The organism is Roseobacter litoralis Och 149, assembly GCF_000154785.2.
In the GTDB taxonomy this organism is placed as follows: Bacteria; Pseudomonadota; Alphaproteobacteria; order Rhodobacterales; family Rhodobacteraceae; genus Roseobacter; species Roseobacter litoralis.
Map to the genome: position 1 here is coordinate 71,568 of NC_015730.1, position 16,439 is coordinate 88,006.

Annotated in this window: 14 protein-coding genes; 9 read left to right on the forward strand and 5 right to left on the reverse strand. The window is 58.2% G+C overall.

What is annotated here, in order from left to right; all coding sequences use genetic code 11:
- Positions 1–7 precede the first annotated feature (7 nt).
- Together RLO149_RS00330 and ade are read right to left on the reverse strand one after the other, a co-directional pair.
- Complete coding sequence (locus RLO149_RS00330; RefSeq protein ID WP_013960044.1) at positions 8–1,471, reverse strand: AMP nucleosidase; 1,464 nt, start codon at positions 1,469–1,471, stop codon at positions 8–10.
- A complete protein-coding gene (ade, locus tag RLO149_RS00335; RefSeq protein ID WP_013960045.1) occupies positions 1,468–3,270 on the reverse strand; it encodes an adenine deaminase in 1,803 nt (600 codons plus the stop codon). The genes RLO149_RS00330 and ade overlap by 4 nt, the downstream gene beginning before the upstream one ends.
- A 50-nt stretch (positions 3,271–3,320) precedes the next feature.
- Between ade and RLO149_RS00340 the strand changes: the two genes are divergently transcribed.
- Positions 3,321–3,740 (forward strand): VOC family protein, encoded by a 420-nt coding sequence (locus tag RLO149_RS00340; protein ID WP_013960046.1) that lies wholly within the window; start codon positions 3,321–3,323, stop codon positions 3,738–3,740.
- Here the strand turns inward: RLO149_RS00340 and RLO149_RS00345 are convergent.
- Positions 3,710–4,609, reverse strand: a complete 900-nt coding sequence (locus RLO149_RS00345; protein ID WP_148264292.1) for a LysR family transcriptional regulator — start codon at positions 4,607–4,609, stop codon at positions 3,710–3,712. The genes RLO149_RS00340 and RLO149_RS00345 overlap by 31 nt on opposite strands.
- Before the next feature lie 107 nt (positions 4,610–4,716).
- Here RLO149_RS00345 and RLO149_RS00350 point away from each other — a divergent pair, with 107 nt between their 5' ends.
- The 6 genes from RLO149_RS00350 (at position 4,717) to RLO149_RS00375 (ending at position 11,478) form a co-directional block, all read left to right on the forward strand.
- Complete coding sequence (locus RLO149_RS00350) at positions 4,717–5,472, forward strand: class II aldolase and adducin N-terminal domain-containing protein (protein WP_013960048.1); 756 nt, start codon at positions 4,717–4,719, stop codon at positions 5,470–5,472.
- On the forward strand, positions 5,462–6,451 hold the full coding sequence (locus tag RLO149_RS00355; RefSeq protein WP_013960049.1) for a sterol desaturase family protein: 990 nt from the start codon (positions 5,462–5,464) through the stop codon (positions 6,449–6,451). Before RLO149_RS00350 ends, RLO149_RS00355 begins: the two co-directional genes overlap by 11 nt.
- 105 nt (positions 6,452–6,556) lie before the next feature.
- The gene (locus RLO149_RS00360; protein ID WP_013960050.1) at positions 6,557–7,720 is read left to right on the forward strand and encodes an acyl-CoA dehydrogenase family protein; all 1,164 of its coding nucleotides are present in this window, start codon (positions 6,557–6,559) and stop codon (positions 7,718–7,720) included.
- Positions 7,721–7,725: 5 nt separating this feature from the next.
- Positions 7,726–9,813, forward strand: a complete 2,088-nt coding sequence (locus RLO149_RS00365; protein ID WP_013960051.1) for an acetate--CoA ligase family protein — start codon at positions 7,726–7,728, stop codon at positions 9,811–9,813.
- Entirely contained in the window at positions 9,800–10,579 is a 780-nt protein-coding gene (locus RLO149_RS00370; RefSeq protein WP_013960052.1) for a carnitinyl-CoA dehydratase, read from the forward strand. The genes RLO149_RS00365 and RLO149_RS00370 overlap by 14 nt, the downstream gene beginning before the upstream one ends.
- A gap of 53 nt (positions 10,580–10,632) precedes the next feature.
- Positions 10,633–11,478 (forward strand): SDR family oxidoreductase, encoded by an 846-nt coding sequence (locus RLO149_RS00375; protein WP_013960053.1) that lies wholly within the window; start codon positions 10,633–10,635, stop codon positions 11,476–11,478.
- Between the two features lie 167 nt (positions 11,479–11,645).
- Here the strand turns inward: RLO149_RS00375 and RLO149_RS00380 are convergent, their stop codons facing one another.
- Together RLO149_RS00380 and leuC are read right to left on the reverse strand one after the other, a co-directional pair.
- Entirely contained in the window at positions 11,646–12,290 is a 645-nt protein-coding gene (locus RLO149_RS00380) for a VPLPA-CTERM sorting domain-containing protein (RefSeq protein WP_013960054.1), read from the reverse strand.
- A gap of 260 nt (positions 12,291–12,550) precedes the next feature.
- Positions 12,551–13,957, reverse strand: a complete 1,407-nt coding sequence (gene leuC, locus RLO149_RS00385; protein ID WP_013960055.1) for a 3-isopropylmalate dehydratase large subunit — start codon at positions 13,955–13,957, stop codon at positions 12,551–12,553.
- A 233-nt stretch (positions 13,958–14,190) separates the two neighbouring features.
- On the opposite strand from leuC, the gene RLO149_RS00390 reads away from it, so the two are divergent.
- Together RLO149_RS00390 and RLO149_RS00395 are read left to right on the forward strand one after the other, a co-directional pair.
- Entirely contained in the window at positions 14,191–15,507 is a 1,317-nt protein-coding gene (locus RLO149_RS00390; RefSeq protein ID WP_013960056.1) for a mechanosensitive ion channel family protein, read from the forward strand.
- Positions 15,508–15,580: 73 nt separating this feature from the next.
- A complete protein-coding gene (locus tag RLO149_RS00395; protein ID WP_044025488.1) occupies positions 15,581–16,321 on the forward strand; it encodes a hypothetical protein in 741 nt (246 codons plus the stop codon).
- Positions 16,322–16,439: the final 118 nt, after the last annotated feature.

A 16,439-nucleotide genomic window follows, 5' to 3' on the forward strand; every position in this document is an offset into this window, starting at 1 on the left:
GCCCCCCTCAGAGGAACGCTGTTTCCTCAAATGAGCGTAGTTTCCGGCTGTGAATGCGTTCCAGCGGCATGGATCGCAGCTGTTCCATCGCGTGGATACCGATCATCAGATGACGCACAACTTGCGTTTTATAGAAGTCTGACGCCATGCCGGGCAGTTTCAACTCTCCATGCAGCGGCTTGTCTGACACACATAAAAGCGTGCCGTAGGGCACCCGGAAGCGAAACCCGTTCGCCGCAATCGTGGCACTTTCCATATCAAGTGCGACCGCGCGCGACTGGCTGAGCCGCTGCACAGGGCCGGATTGGTCGCGCAATTCCCAATTGCGGTTATCAAGGCTGGCCACGGTGCCGGTGCGCATCAGGCGCTTCAGCTCATAGCCTTCGAGTTCGGTGACCTTGGCCACCGCCTGCTCAAGTGCGATCTGTATCTCGGCCAGCGCGGGCACCGGAACCCAGACCGGCAGGTCATCGTCCAGCACCTTGTCCTCGCGCAGATAGGCATGGGCGAGCACAAAATCCCCGAGCGCTTGCGAATTGCGCAAACCCGCGCAGTGACCGACCATGATCCACGCATGCGGACGCAACACGGCAATGTGGTCCGTGGCGGTTTTCGCGTTGGAGGGTCCAACACCGATGTTGACCAGCGTGATCCCCGACCCATCCGCCCGCTTCAGGTGATAGGTCGGCATCTGGGGCGTTTTACTGCTGGGCGGCAGTACCCCATCGCAATCGTTGATTTCAGCATTGTCCGTGGATACAAACGCCGTGTAGCCGGAGGTTGCATCCTTGAGTTGCGCGCGGGCGTAGGCCTCAAATTCAGACACATAGAACTGGTAATTCGTAAACAGCACGTGGTTCTGAAAATGCTCAGCATCCGTGGCCGTGTAATGCGCCAGCCGCGCCAGCGAATAATCCACACGTTGCGCGGTAAAGGGCGCGAGCGGCGCGATCCCGTCGGTCGGGATATATGTGCCGTTGACGATATCGTCGTTCGTGGTGCTGAGGTCAGGGACATCAAAGACATCACGCAGCGTAAACTCGGCGGCCCCTTCTTGCGGGACGGTGATCGCTGCATCTCTTGCGACGGCGAAATGCACCGGCATTGCCGTTTCAGATGGGCCAATCGTGACTGGCTGCCCGTGGTTTTCAATCAACAGACCGATTTGCTGTGTCAGATAGCTGCGAAACAGATCAGGGCGCGTGATCGTCGCGCGATAGCGTCCGGGCGCAGAGACATGACCAAAGGACAATCGCGTGTCCACATGCGCGTAACTTGAGGTTTCAAACTCCACTTGAGGATAAAAAGCCCGGACGCGGCACGCGGGTGCGCCTTCGCGCATGGCCTGCGCAAAATGCGTACAGAGAAAGCCGGTCGCCTGTGTGTAAAGTTCTTCCAGCCGGGCCACTGCGGCTGCAGCATCATGAAAGACCTCGGCGGCCGGGCTGTCGGGGGTGATGGTTTCGCTCATGTGGGGGACTCTATCACAGGTATGAATTCAAAGGTGCGCACATCCACAAGGCCGAGATCGGAAATCCGAAGCTCAGGGATCACAACAAGCGCCAAGAGGGAATGTTGCATATACGCGTTGTTCAGGGTGCAGCCACAGTCGCGCATGGCCTGCATCATCTTGTCGGCCTTTGCGGCGACTTCAGCAGCGGGGCGATCTGACATCAGACCTGCGATGGGCAATTCGACCAGCGCCAGTTCAACACCGTCCTTGAACAGCACAATGCCGCCGCCGACCTCGCCCAGCCGGTTGGCCGCGCGCGCCATATCCTCGGCATCGGTACCGACAACAATCATGTGGTGGCTGTCATGGGCCACAGTCGAGGCCATGGCCATCCGGCCCTCATACCCAAAGCCTGAAACAAAGGCATTGGTCACAGACCCGGTGGCGCGGTGCCGCTCAACCAATGCGATCTGTGCGACGTCACCGGTGGCTTGCACCCGCCCCTCGGTCACTGGCAGTTCGAATTTCAACGCCTTGGTCGGTGCTTGGTTTTCCACCACACCGATAACGTTCGCGGTCACCGCATTGGCGCCTTTGGGCGCGTTGATCGTGAAGTCATCCGGCTCCAGCGTCTTGCCCATATGCACGGTTTGGCGGGCCGCAGCGGGCCAGTCGAAGTGCGGACATTCGACAAGACAGTGACCATCTTCCGCCACGACCTGTCCACGGGCAATGACCGTTTCGATTGGCAGGGTTCTCAGATCTGAGGTCAAGATAATATCCGCGCGCCGCCCCGGCGTGATGGACCCGATCTCGCGTTCCAGCCCGAAATGGGTGGCGGTGTTGATCGTCGCCATCTGAAGCGCCACCAGCGGGTCACAACCGCATTCAATAGCGTGGCGCACGACCCGGTTCATATGACCGTCATTGACCAGCGTGCCCGAATGGCAATCGTCCGTGCACAGGATCATGTTGCGCGGATCGAGACCCTTTTCGGTGATCGCCGTGATCTGGCTTTCCACGTCATACCACGCAGAGCCAAGCCGGATCATCGACCGCATCCCCTGCCGCATGCGCGCGATGGCGTCCGCCTCGCAGGTCCCTTCGTGATCGTCGGCGGGTCCCCCCGCGACGTAACCTGCAAACGCTGGTCCAAGGTCTGGTGACGCATAGTGTCCACCCACCGTCTTGCCCGCGCGCTGCGTTGCCGCAATTTCCGCCAGCATTTTCGGATCGGCATTCGACACGCCCGGAAAATTCATCATCTCACCCAAACCGACGATACCGGGCCACGTCATGGCATCAGCCACATCGGCGGCGGTGATCTCAAACCCGGTGGTTTCCATCCCCGGTGCCGAGGGCGCGCAGGATGGCATCTGGGTGAAAATGTTGACGGGTTGCATCAGCGCCTCGTCATGCATCATTCGCACACCTTCAAGTCCCAGAACATTGGCGATCTCATGAGGGTCCGTGAACATGGATGTGGTGCCATGCGGGATCACCGCGCGGGCAAATTCAGCGGGCGTCAGCATCCCGGACTCGATATGCATATGACCATCGCACAGGCCGGGGATCATGTAGCGCCCGTTTGCCCGGATGATCTGCGTGTCTGGCCCTGTGCAGTTCGTGGCATCCGGGACCACGCAGGCGATGCGCCCGTGGATGATGGCAATATCATATCCATCCAGCACTTCGCGGGTATGGACATTGACCCATTTGCCGCCCCTAATGAGCATATCGGCAGCCATTCTGCCGGTCGCGACGGCAATCAGATCTGCCGCTGTGTCGGGCCAGGAGGAAAAAATGTGATGCGTCATGTCCTTCCGTGCCATGGCTTATGACGATGTTCAAGACGGGAGGCCCAAAGATGGACTATGAAACAGTGTCAGCGGAGGATTTCGGCAAATCCTTGCGCGGCATCGGACTGAACTTGCTGGTGCGCGATGTGCGGGTGACCAGCGCGTTTCTTGTGGATATCTTTGACGTCGGCATTCACCGCCTGAGCGATGATTTTGCGATCGTAACCTATGGGAGCGACGTATTTCAGCTCCATAGTGATGCCACTTATTCTGCCAATCCCTTGCTGGGTCTGCTGCCCGAAACCCCCCCGCGCGGTGCAGGTGTCGAGATCAGGTTTTACGACACCGACCCTGATGCAGCGGTTGCGCGGGCCTCGGCGCGCGGCGCGATGGTTTTGCAAGAGCCTGCGGACAAGCCGCACGGCCTGCGCGAGGCTTACATCCTGTGCGACGACGGTTATGCCTGGGTGCCCAGCCGGCCGCTTTGAGCGTTCTGTTCCACCGCCAATGCGTCGCGCAGCCAGTGGGTAAAGGCCTGCGCGGCGGGCATGGTCTGAGCCTGAGGCGACTGGATGAGGTAATAGGCCTCCTGCATCCGGGCGCGATGTGCAAAGGGCGCAATCAGCGCGCCGGTGTCGATCAGTCTTTTGGCGATCAGGTCATGGGCCAAAGCCATGCCACCCCCTGCCTGTGCCACCGCCAACGGCAATAAATAGGTTGAGGCATAGGTGACCGGCGGGTTCGGCCAGTCCATCCCGCACTCCTCTACCCAGACGGCCCATGTGCCCATCATGTTCAGACAGTCATAAAGCGGCTTTTCGTGCAGCGTTTCCAAGTGAGCAGGGAAATCGGGCCGACAGACCGGATAGTAATGATCGGTTGCCAAAAGCTCAGCATAGACTTGGTCCGATGGGCGCAAGGAATAGCGGATTTCCACATCCGCCCCGTCGGCCATATCGCGCGGCTCCCATAATTCGGTGGAAATACTGAGCTGCACCTCGGGATGCTTTGCCCGAAAGGTCGAAAGTCGCGGTGACAGCCAGTTCACCGCAAACGTCAGGTTGCTCTGAACATGAAGCACGTTTGTTTCGTTTCGTGTCAGCGCACGGGTGCCATGCGCCAATGTGCGGAAGGCATCCCTGACAACTGGCAGATAGCTCTGGCCGGTTTGGGTGAGTTCAAGTGATCTTGCGTGACGGTGAAAAAGCGGGCGGCCCAGAAACCCCTCAAGGGATTTGATCTGCTGGCTGACCGCGCTTTGCGTCATGTTCAGATCGCGCGCAGCCCCGGTAAAGCTGAGGTTGCGTGCTGAAGCCTCAAAGGCCCGCAGCCAGTTTAAGGGCGGCAGATCAGTCATATAACGCATCCATTAGTTTAACTTATGCATGATGTACGTTTTTTTCGTTGGTCAAACAAGGCGTCTGGGTGTTGTCATATGTCCGACCCGATCAAAGGACTTGACCCATGTCTGTAACTGAACTGCACCCCAATATGGACAACTGGCAGGAGCGCGTAGACCTTGCGGCGGCCTTTCGCTGGACCGTACGGCTGAACATGCATGAAGCCGTCGCCAACCATTTCAGCCTTGCGATCAACGACAGTGGCACGAAATTTCTGATGAATCCCAATCAGATGCATTTTTCACGTATCAAGGCGTCGGATCTGTTGGTTGTGGATGTCGATGATCCCGAAGCGATGAACGGGCCGGATGCACCCGACCCCACGGCTTGGGGGCTGCATGGCGGAATGCACCGGCACTGTGCCCACGCGCGCTGCGCGATGCATGTGCATTCGCCCTATGCGACCGCGCTTGCAGCGCTGGCTGACAGCCGATTGCCGCCCGTCGATCAGAACGCCTGCATGTTCTTTGATCGCGTTGTTGTCGATGAAAACTACGGCGGGCTGGCCTTTGAAGAAGAGGGCGTACGCTGTGCGCAGCTGTTTGATGACCCAAGGAAAAAGGTCATGGTCATGGGCAACCACGGCATCATGGTGATTGGCGATACGGTGGCCGATACCTTCAACCGGATGTTCTATTTTGAGCGCGCCTGCCAGACCTATCTGCTCGCCTTGCAAACAGGGCGGCCGTTGCGGGTGCTGCCCGATGATGTCGCCGAGAAAACCGCGCGCGAGATCGAAGAATATCCCGAACAGGATCTGCGGCATCTGGCGGAACTCAAGGCCATTCTGGATGAGGAGGGATCGACCTATGCCCAGTGATCCAGAGAACCGCGAGGCGGGGCGCTGGAACTTTCGACCGCAAGTCCCGCTGGCGCAGAATCCATTGTTTCAGTGGCCGCCCAAACCAGCGGCCATCTTTCGGTGGTATGCGGCTTTCTGGCTTGAGGTGTCGACCACGACGCTCTGTCTGGTTTTTGCGCTGATCGCCTATTTCCTTGTTCTGCCTGACCTTGCTGAGATGCAGGTGCTGGCATGGGGTTGGGTGGCCAAGGTCTGGCTTGCCAATCTGATCCCGCAGGTCATTTGCGCGGGCACGTTGCATTATTGGTTGATCATGCGCAAAGGACAGGGCGACAAAACCAAATACGATCCCCGCGATCAGGCGCGCAGCAACGGCACCTTCACCTTTGGCAATCAGGTCCATGACAATATGTTCTGGCATATTGCCAGCGGCATCACCCTCTGGACCGCGGCGCAGGTGCTGGTGTTCTGGGCGATGGCGAATGGCTATGCGCCTGCCATGCTGTTTCCGGGTAACCCGCTGTGGTTTATTGCGTTTTTCGTGCTGATCCCGATCTGGTCGAGCTTTCATTTTTACTGGATACACCGCGCGCTACATTGGCCGCCGCTCTATAAACTGGCCCATTCCCTGCACCACCGGAACGTCAATGTCGGGCCGTGGTCCGGGATTTCGATGCACCCGGTCGAACACTTGCTGTTTTACACAAACTTCCTGATCCATTTTGTCGTGCCCAGCCATCCGCTGCACGTTCTGTTTCATGGCTACGTCCAGTCCACGCACCCTGTCTTTTCCCATTCCGGGTTTGAAGAGATTGTCGTGAACGACAAACGTCAGGCCAAGGCGGGGGTGTTTTTCCACCAGCTGCATCACCGGTATTTTGAATGCAACTATGGCACGGTTGAGATGCCCTGGGATCGTTGGTTCGGCAGTTATCATGATGGATCAGCCCAAGCCACGGGTGACACACGCGCACGCAAAAAGCAGATGTACACCTGATGGCGCCTGCATTTTACGAGGACTTGAAACGCTGGACCAGCACACGGCGGTTGGGAAGAAAGGCATGCGGTCGCCCGTCCCTTTCCCAACCAAAAGACAAATATCATGACAACTTACGGCTTAACCGACGAACATACGATGATTGCGGAGTCCGTTCGCAGCTTTGTTGAAAAAGAGATTTACCCCCACGAGGAACTGGTCGAGCGGACAGGCGAAGTGCCTGCAGAGATCGCGGATGAGATCAAACGCAAAACCATTGATCTGGGCTTTTACGCCTGTAATTTCCCGGAAAGCGTGGGCTGTGCCGGGCTGAACCATCTTGAGTTTGCACTGGTGGAACGTGAATTGGGGCGCGGCTCGATGGCGCTCAACCATTTCTTTGGCCGCCCGCAGAATATCCTGATGGCCTGTGAAGGGGATCAGATCGAACGCTATCTCATGCCCGCCGTGCGCGGTGAGCGGATGGATGCGCTGGCCATGACCGAACCGGGTGCAGGATCGGATGTGCGCGGCATGAAATGTGCTGCGGTGCGGAAAGGTGGTGACTGGGTGGTGAATGGGACCAAGCATTTCATCTCGGGTGCGGATCATGCGGATTTCATCATCGTGTTCATCGCAACCGGCGAAGATCAGACGGCCAAGGGCCCCAAAAAGCGGATCACGGCGTTTCTGGTGGATCGCGGCACGCCCGGTTTCACCATCCGCGACGGATATAAATCGGTCAGCCATCGGGGATATAAAAACATGATCCTTGATTTCGATGACTGCCGCCTGCCCGATGCGCAGGTCCTCGGCGACGTTGATGGCGGTTTTGAGGTCATGAACACCTGGCTTTACGCCACCCGTATTACGGTGGCCACAATGTCGGTGGGGCGCGCCCGGCGTGTCTTTGATTATGCGCTGAACTACGCGGCGGAACGGGAACAGTTCGGACAAAAGATCGGTAAATTTCAGGGCGTGAGTTTCCAGCTGGCCGATATGGTGACGGAAATCGACGCGGCGGATTTGCTGACGCTGGCCGCGGCGGATCGGCTGGATAAAGGGCTGCCTGCCAACCGCGAGATTGCCTCCGCCAAGCTATATGCCTCGGAGATGCTGGCGCGGGTCACCGATGCCGCGATCCAAATACATGGGGGCATGGGCCTGATGGATGACTACCCGCTGGAACGGTTCTGGCGCGATGCCCGGGTCGAGCGGATTTGGGACGGTACGTCTGAAATCCAGCGCCACATCATCAGCCGTGATCTGCTGCGGGCTTTGGGGGCCTAACGACGATGTCGCCCCTTGAAAGCAGCAGGGCCAAAAAAGGTGCAACGCGCGATCTGTCGCGCTTGCTGCGACCCCGATCCATCGCGGTTGTCGGCGGTGGATATTGGTGCCAGCAAGTCGTGCGCCAGTCCCGTGCGATGGGATTTGCAGGTGATATTTGGCGTGTGCATCCCAGATCGGATGTCGTCGAAGGGATCACGGCGGTGGCCCGTGTCCGCGACCTTCCCCATGTGCCTGATGCTGTATTTCTGGGCATAAACCGTCACAGCACGGCTGCGGCCGTGTCAGAGCTTGCCGCGATGGGGGCAGGGGGTGCCGTTTGTTTCGCCTCGGGCTTTGCTGAAGCAGATGCCGAGGACCCCGCAAGTGCGGGTTTGCAAGCGGATCTTGTGGCAGCGGCGGGCGATATGCCGATTCTTGGACCGAACTGCTACGGCTTTGTGAATGCGGTGGATGGCGCACTGCTTTGGCCTGATCAACATGGCTGTGCGCGCGTGGATCGCGGTGTCGCGATCCTGACGCAAAGCTCCAATATTGCGATCAATCTGACAATGCAGCGGCGCGCCTTGCCCATCGCCTATACAGTGACGTGCGGGAACATGGCCCAAACCACGCAGGCAGATATCGCCATGGCCCTGCTGGATGATCCGCGCGTCACAGCGCTGGGTCTGCATGTGGAGGGGTTTGGCGACACGCATCTTTGGCACGCACTGGCGCAAAAGGCATATGACAAATCCGTACCGATCATCGTTCTCAAGATCGGCGTGTCCGATCAGGCGCAGCAGGCGACCGTGTCACATACAGCATCGCTCGCAGGGAGTGACGCTGGCGCTTCCGCGTTTCTGCGCTATCTCAGTATCCCGCGGATGCAGGATTTGCCGACCTTTCTGGAAACCCTCAAGCTGCTGCACTGCCACGGGGTTCTGCCGGGCAGCAGGCTTTCATCGATCAGTTGCTCCGGCGGGGAAGCTTCGCTCGTTGCCGATATGGCCGCACAGCACGCGGTTTCCTTTCCACCCTTGAGTGACGCGCAACGTAACGCCTTGTCCAGCGCCTTGGGGCCGATGGTCGCGCTGTCTAACCCGCTGGATTATCACACATATGTTTGGGGGGATGCGGATAAGATGGCAGCGGCATGGTTACCGATGGCGGCGCCGCATATCGATCTGGTGATGATCATTCTGGACTATCCGCACACGGATGCGACCGCGTGGGACTGTGCGACACAAGCAGCGATCGCTGTTCACAAACGCAGCGGGCGGCCCGTGGCCGTGGTTGCGACCTTGCCCGAATTGCTCCCCCCGGATGTGTCGGCACGCCTTATGGCGGCGGGGGTGACGCCCTTGCATGGGGTGCGTGAAGCGCTCGGCGCGGTTGAGGCCGCAGCGGGGTGCATCGCCCCGCAGGATGCACCTCCGTTGCGTGCCGGACCCAGCAGCAAAACCGAAATGCTGTCAGAGGCGGAGGCCAAACAAAGCCTTGCGCGTTTTGGCATACCTGTCCCGCGTGGGCTAGTTGTGAAACGGGCTGATCTTGGAGGCATGGCATCTGCGCTCGTCGCGCCCTTGGCCCTCAAGGCCATAGGGCTGGCGCATAAATCCGAGGCAGGCGCGCTCAGGCTGAATGTACAGGCGGAAACCCTCGCCATGGCGGCGCGAGACATGCCTGGCGACCGGTTTCTCGTCGAGGAAATGGTCACGGGCACCGTTGCGGAACTTCTCATAGGTGTGACGCGCGACGCCGCACATGGGTTTGTGCTGACCCTTGCGGCGGGCGGTGTATTGACCGAACTGTGGGGCGATCAAAGATCACTGCTGATCCCGGCGTCGCGGGTGGATGTGGCGGACGCTTTGGCGGAGTTGCGGATTTATCCGATGCTGCGCGGGTATCGCGGCGCCAAGGCGGCGTGTTTGCCTGCAGTCATTGACGCGGTGATGGGCTTGCAGGATTACGTCATAAACAACGCGGCCCATGTGCAAGAAGTTGAAATCAACCCGTTGATGTGTACCCCTGATGCGGCAATAGCGGCGGATGCCCTCATCATGCGGTGCACACCTTTAATCCCGGCAGGAGAGCCAAATGGACCCGATTAGAACCCGTACAAAGGGCATGATTTTAGAGATTACGCTCGACCGCCCCAAAGCCAATGCGATTGACTTGGCGACCTCGCGCGAGATGGGAGAGGTTTTTCGCAGCTTCAGAGACGATCCGGATCTGCGCGTGGCGATTTTGACCGGGGCGGGTGAAAAGTTCTTTTGCCCTGGCTGGGATCTCAAGGCGGCAGCGGAGGGTGATGCGGTTGATGGCGATTATGGTGTCGGTGGTTTTGGCGGTCTGCAGGAATTGCGCGCGATGAACAAACCGGTGATTGCAGCCGTCAACGGCATTGCCTGCGGGGGCGGATTGGAACTGGCGCTGAGTGCGGATATGATTCTGGCCGCTGATCACGCCAGCTTTGCCTTGCCGGAAATCCGCTCTGGCACCATCGCGGATGCGGCTTCGATCAAGCTGCCCAAACGTATCCCCTACCATATCGCCATGGAATTGCTGCTGACCGGGCGCTGGTTCGACCCACAAGAAGCCAAAGGCTGGGGGCTGGTCAATGAAATCCTGCCCGCCGCTGATCTGTTACCCCGCGCATGGGAGCTGGCGGAGTTGCTGGCCTCCGGTCCACCGCTGGTCTACGCCGCAATCAAAGAGGTGGTGCGAGAGGCAGAAGACGCCAAGTTTCAGGACATCATGAACCGGATTACCAAACGGCAGCTTGAAACCATCGACGTGCTCTATAGTTCTGAGGATCAGCTTGAGGGCGCAACGGCTTTCGCCGAAAAACGCGACCCGGTTTGGAAAGGCCGATAGCGGTCGGGCAGTCCGGGGTTGTCTCTGCCGGATCAAGGCGTCATTTTAGTAAGATGACGCAGAAAACACTTCTATCCTTTGGGCATGGCTATAGTGCGCGGGCGCTCGCCGCCCTGTTGATACCGGCAGGTTGGCGCGTGATTGGCACAACACGCAGCGCCGACAAAGCCGCAGGCATTGCGCAAACGGGTGTTGAGCCGCTGATCTGGCCCGGGTCGGACGTCAGTGGCACGATAAGGAACGCCACAGCGCTGCTGATTTCTGCTGGACCTGACAAGGATGGTGATCCCGTTTTGCGCCGGTTGCACGCTCAAATTGCCGACCATGCCCGGCAGTTGAAATGGGTCGGCTATCTTTCGACCACGGGTGTTTATGGCGATCATGATGGCGCATGGGTGGATGAAGACACACCGCTGACACCATCGACGGCGCGCGGTCAGGCGCGTGTCGCGGCAGAAGCCGCATGGCAGGCCATCCCCGATTTGCCGTTACATATCTTTCGATTGGCGGGCATCTACGGCCCGGGCCGTGGTCCGTTCTCCAAGGTGCGCGCGGGAACTGCCCGGCGGATCATCAAAAAGGGTCAGGTTTTTTCACGCACCCATGTGGAGGATATCGCGCAGGTGTTGATGGCCTCGATCCAGCAGCCGCGTCCGGGTGCGATCTATAACGTCTGCGATGATGATCCTGCCCCACCGCAGGATGTGATCGGTCATGCGGCGGAGCTTTTGGGTCTGCCCCTGCCGCCGGAGGTTGACTTTGAAACCGCGGATATGACCCCGATGGCGCGCAGCTTTTATGCCGAGAGCAAGAAGGTGCGCAACGATCTGATCAAACGCGAGTTGGGCGTCGTTTTGAAATACCCCAACTATCGAACGGGGCTTGAGGCGATGCTGTAAAGCAAAACAGGCCAATCAACCGCGTTGGTTCCCTGAAACCCAGCCTTTGATTGCCGTTGCGTTTCACAGTTGACCATGACGCTTTGTTTTGTGAGGGGTCCAACCCTTCATAAACGAAAAATGGCGGCACCGAAATGCCGCCATCTTAACGTAGATCATTCACACCATTAAGATGCTTTTTTGCGCCGTTTCATAGCGGCAAGCCCACCGATGCCCGCCAGCAACATGAACCCGGCGGCAGGAAGCGGGACTGGTGCAATATCAATCCGCATGCCGATATCGTCAAAGTCGCGGTCGCCCGATGCGATGTCGTCGAACAACACGTAATACGATGTCGCGCTTATTGCCTTGTAACCGATAGCATAGTCACTCGATGCAGGATTGGCGCCCGCATTGTTGAAAATCTCGCCTTGGCTGCCAACAGGTGCGGTTGTGCCGAAGGAGAAGGCAACGAGCCCGTCCAGCAATTGATTTACCGACACGCTTGCGTTTTGCGCAGATGCGCCGGGACCTTTGTTGGTAAAGATCGTTCCGCCCACATTGGCAGAGAAATTGGTGTTTCCGGCCTCGAAGCCCAAGTAAGTGAAGGTTATTTTGGCAGGGCCACCGACGATTGACAGGCCGTTTGACGTTGATTTTTGATCACCCGAAATAAAGTCAATCGTCTGACCGTTCAGTCCCAGGCCAAGGTCATTCTTCGCAATCACCTGCGTCTGGTTCGTCCCGACAAAGCTAAAGGACGCAGCACTCGCCGCGGAAACGCCCAATGTGATAACAGCAGCCGTTGTGGCCATCAAATGTTTGAAGTTCATACTACTTACCTTTTAACAGTTGTTACATTTAACAGTTCGGACAATTTTATGCATCCGTTTCTATACCCTGTCGCGTATCGCAACAAAGCTCATCTGGCAACGTTTTCTTAACTTTTGAAGCCGTGATATTCCATTTTGCAACTCATGCGATTGTGCCTTGATCAGCGGCAATCTTTTGGTTGTGCTTCGCAACTCAGGTGAAACAAAAAAGCCCGCCGCTCAAAAGAACGACGGGCTTGTTCATTCAGGCTTTGGCCGGATCACATCAGCTCGCGTACATCCGTCAGGCGGCCCGTGATGGCGGCGGCGGCGGCCATGGCTGGGGACATCAGATGCGTGCGTCCGCCACGGCCCTGACGGCCCTCAAAATTGCGGTTTGATGTCGCCGCACAGCGCTCACCCGGGGCGAGTTGATCGGGGTTCATCGCTAGGCACATGGAGCACCCGGCCAGCCGCCATTCGAAACCTGCATCCTTGAAAATGTCCGCAAGCCCCTCTTCTTCGGCCTGCGCGCGCACAAGTCCGGAACCGGGCACGACCATCGCGCGCAAGCCTTCCTTCTTTTTCTTGCCCTTCAGGATTTCGGCAGCGGCGCGCAGATCCTCGATGCGACCGTTGGTGCAGGACCCGATAAATACCGTGTCAATTTCCACCTCGGACAAGGGCGTGCCGGGCGTGAGGCCCATATACTCAAGCGACCGCTGGACCGCTCCGATTTTGCCGCCTTTGAAGTCCTCAGCGTTGGGAACGCTCGCCGTAATCGGCAACACATCCTCGGGTGAGGTGCCCCATGTGACGACGGGTGCGATTTCATCGCCTTTGATGGTAATGACCTTATCCCAATGCGCGTCATCGTCCGAATAGAGGGTTTTCCACCATGACATGGCCGCTTCCCACTGCGCGCCTTTGGGCGCGTGGGGCCTGCCCATGCAGTATTCATAGGTCTTTTCGTCCGGCGCAATTAGACCGGCGCGCGCGCCGCCTTCAATGGCCATGTTGCAAACGGTCATGCGGCCTTCCATCGACAGATCACGGATCGCCTCGCCACAGTATTCGATCACGTAGCCGGTGCCGCCAGCAGTCCCGGTATGTCCGATCACTGACAGGGTGATGTCCTTGGCCGTGACGCCCGGGCGCAGTTTGCCGGTAATCTCGACCTTCATGTTCTTGGATTTCTTCTGGATCAACGTCTGCGTGGCCAGAACATGTTCGACCTCGGATGTACCGATCCCATGCGCCAAAGCGCCAAAGGCCCCATGTGTCGCTGTGTGACTGTCGCCACAAACGACGGTCATGCCGGGCAGCGTCCAGCCCTGTTCGGGCCCAACGATGTGCACGATGCCCTGACGAATATCCGAAACCGGGTAGTAGTGGATGCCGAATTCCTTGGCATTGGTATCAAGGGCCGCGACCTGTATGCGGCTGTCTTCGGTCATGTTGTCGGCATTTTCGCGCCCCAGCGTGGTGGGCACGTTGTGATCCGGCACAGCAATCGTCTTGTCCGGCGCGCGGACCGTCCGGCCCGTCATGCGCAACCCCTCAAAAGCCTGCGGGGAGGTCACCTCATGTACGAGGTGGCGGTCAATATAAAGCAGGGTCGTGCCGTCATCGGCCTCATGTGCCACATGGGCATCCCAGATTTTATCGTAAAGTGTCTTGGGGGACATTAGTCCTCTCCCGTATTGTGGAAATGTTCAAACTCAACTGCGCGCTGCGCCTATTGGTGCGCCGGCACAGCGCGTATGAGGCACATAAAGCGGCCGGGCAGTCGCGCATGATCCGATATGTCAAACAGCTGTTTCATTGCGTTGAACCGATAGCGTGAAATGCGCCCTTCATCAAGCCTTGGGAATTGCACATCGCCTTGTGGGTGTTTGGCCGATATGTAACCTTGCCGCTTATGGAAAACCAGTCGCAGGACTTTGATCGTGTTCTGATGTCAGTCGATGAGATTTGGCATTTGATCACCAGCTTTGCCGTAAGCATTCTGAACCCGGGCTGGCGTCAAAACCAGATCATCATCCTGCTGGCACTTGTGCTTGTGGCCTGGGTCCTGCACCGCCTTTTGGGCCGCGAAATAGACCGCCGTGTGCGGGCGCGCGAAGGGTGGGAGAAATGGAAACTCCGGGTCATTGTTCAGATCAAGCGCCGTTTGGGTCTGATCTGTTTTGCACTCATGGCCGGTCTTTTGTATCAGATCATGCAGCAGATTACATGGCCCTCGCGATCCTATTTAATCGGTCTGGCTGCAACGCTGGCGGTCGCCTGGGCGGTGATCAGCTTTCTGGGGCGTTTTATCCAGAACCGTTTGCTGCGCCGGTTCGTGGTCTGGGGGATGTGGATCTATGCGACGCTGATCCTGATCGGCATCGGCGATGAGGCATCGGGATTTCTGGATGATGTCGGTCTGAACTTTGGTGATTATCGTATTTCATTGCTCTCCGTGCTCTCGGCGGCCGTGGTGGTTGGCGTGCTGTTCACCGGCGCGCGGTTCATCAGCCGCACCACCGCATCGCGCATCCGCAGCAACGAAGACATCAGCCCCTCCATGCAGGTGCTTGTGGTCAAGGCAGTGCAGGTTATCTTTTACGGGCTCGCGCTGTTCATGGGGATCAATGCGCTGGGTCTGGACCTCACCGGGCTGGCGGTCTTGTCCGGCGCTATTGGTGTGGGTTTGGGGTTTGGTCTGCAAAAGGTCGTCTCCAACCTTGTGTCGGGTGTGATCATCCTGCTCGATAAGTCGATCAAGCCCGGCGATGTAATCAGCCTTGGTGAAACATTCGGCTGGATCAACAGTCTGGGCGCGCGCTACGTCAGCGTGGTGACGCGGGACGGGCGCGAATACCTGATCCCGAATGAGGATTTGATCACCGGGCAGGTGGTGAACTGGTCGCATTCGGATGAATATGTCCGACTCGATATATTTTTCGGCACCTCCTACGGCTGTGATCCGCATGTGGTGCGCAAATTGGCGGTCGAGGCGGCCAGCGGGGTGTCCCGTGTTCTGGGGCCACCAAAGACGCCTGTGTGTCATATCGTGGGTTTTGGCGACAGTTCGGTTGATTACATTCTCAGGTTCTGGATCAGGGACCCGACCGGCGGGCTGACCAATATCCGCGGCGGGGTTTATCTGGCGCTCTGGGATATTTTCAAGGCAAACAACATCTCCATTCCCTTCCCTCAGCGCGAGGTTCGGGTTCTTGAAGAACAGGATTAAGCCGAGGACTGCCTTGCCCCTGCCTGATCGGGGACTAGCTTTTGCATCTCTTGAACGCAGGCGAGCGATGATTATGGCGCAACAAACAGACATTGTACTGATCCTCGGCAGCGGCCCCAATGCACCGCAGGCCAAAGCGTGGCCGCGCGCGTATTTTGACCGAATCGTGGCGATCAATAACGCTTGGCAGATCCGGGAAGACTGGGACGATCTGGTCTTTCCCGAAGACTTTCCAGCGGACCGGCGGCCACAAAACGTCCTGCCGTCCCAGCGGCTTGTTCAGGCAGATCAATTCGTACCGACGCAAAACGCCTATGGTGGGTTTGTCTATGCGGGCGGCACGATGGCCTTCACAACGGCCTATTGGGCCTTGCAGGCGCTGCGACCCAAGGTGATGGCGTTTCTGGGCTGTGACATGGTTTATCCCAAGGCAGGCCCGACCCATTTTTACGGAACCGGTGCCGCTGACCCGTTGCGCGCAGACATCACACTGCAGGATTTAGGTGCAAAATCAGCGCGTTTGGGGGCGCTGGCGGCGGCGCAGGGGTGTTGCTGCGTGAACCTTTCTTCTGAGCCGAGCGAGTTGATGTTTCAAAGGGCAAAGGCCTCTGATCTGCGTGAAGCTGCGTTTGTCCTTCCGGAGATCCGCGGTATGGATGTCGTGCTGAAGCGCGAAGATGATCTGGGCTATTTCGTCGCCACCGGGCGTTACTGGGAACGAGATTTCGGATTTGACGCCCAGGAATTGGCCGGGCTTGATGCCGCCTGGCGTGCGCTGTGGTCTGCGGGCTGCGGCATGACGTGCGCTGCGTAACAATGTGTTTCTCAAGCTGTTATTGAATTGTCGCAATCATATTGTTAGATTTAGCCTACACCCAGCGACCGGGGTCTGGCGGCGCATCCAAAGGAGGACAATGTCCTGTCAATCCATG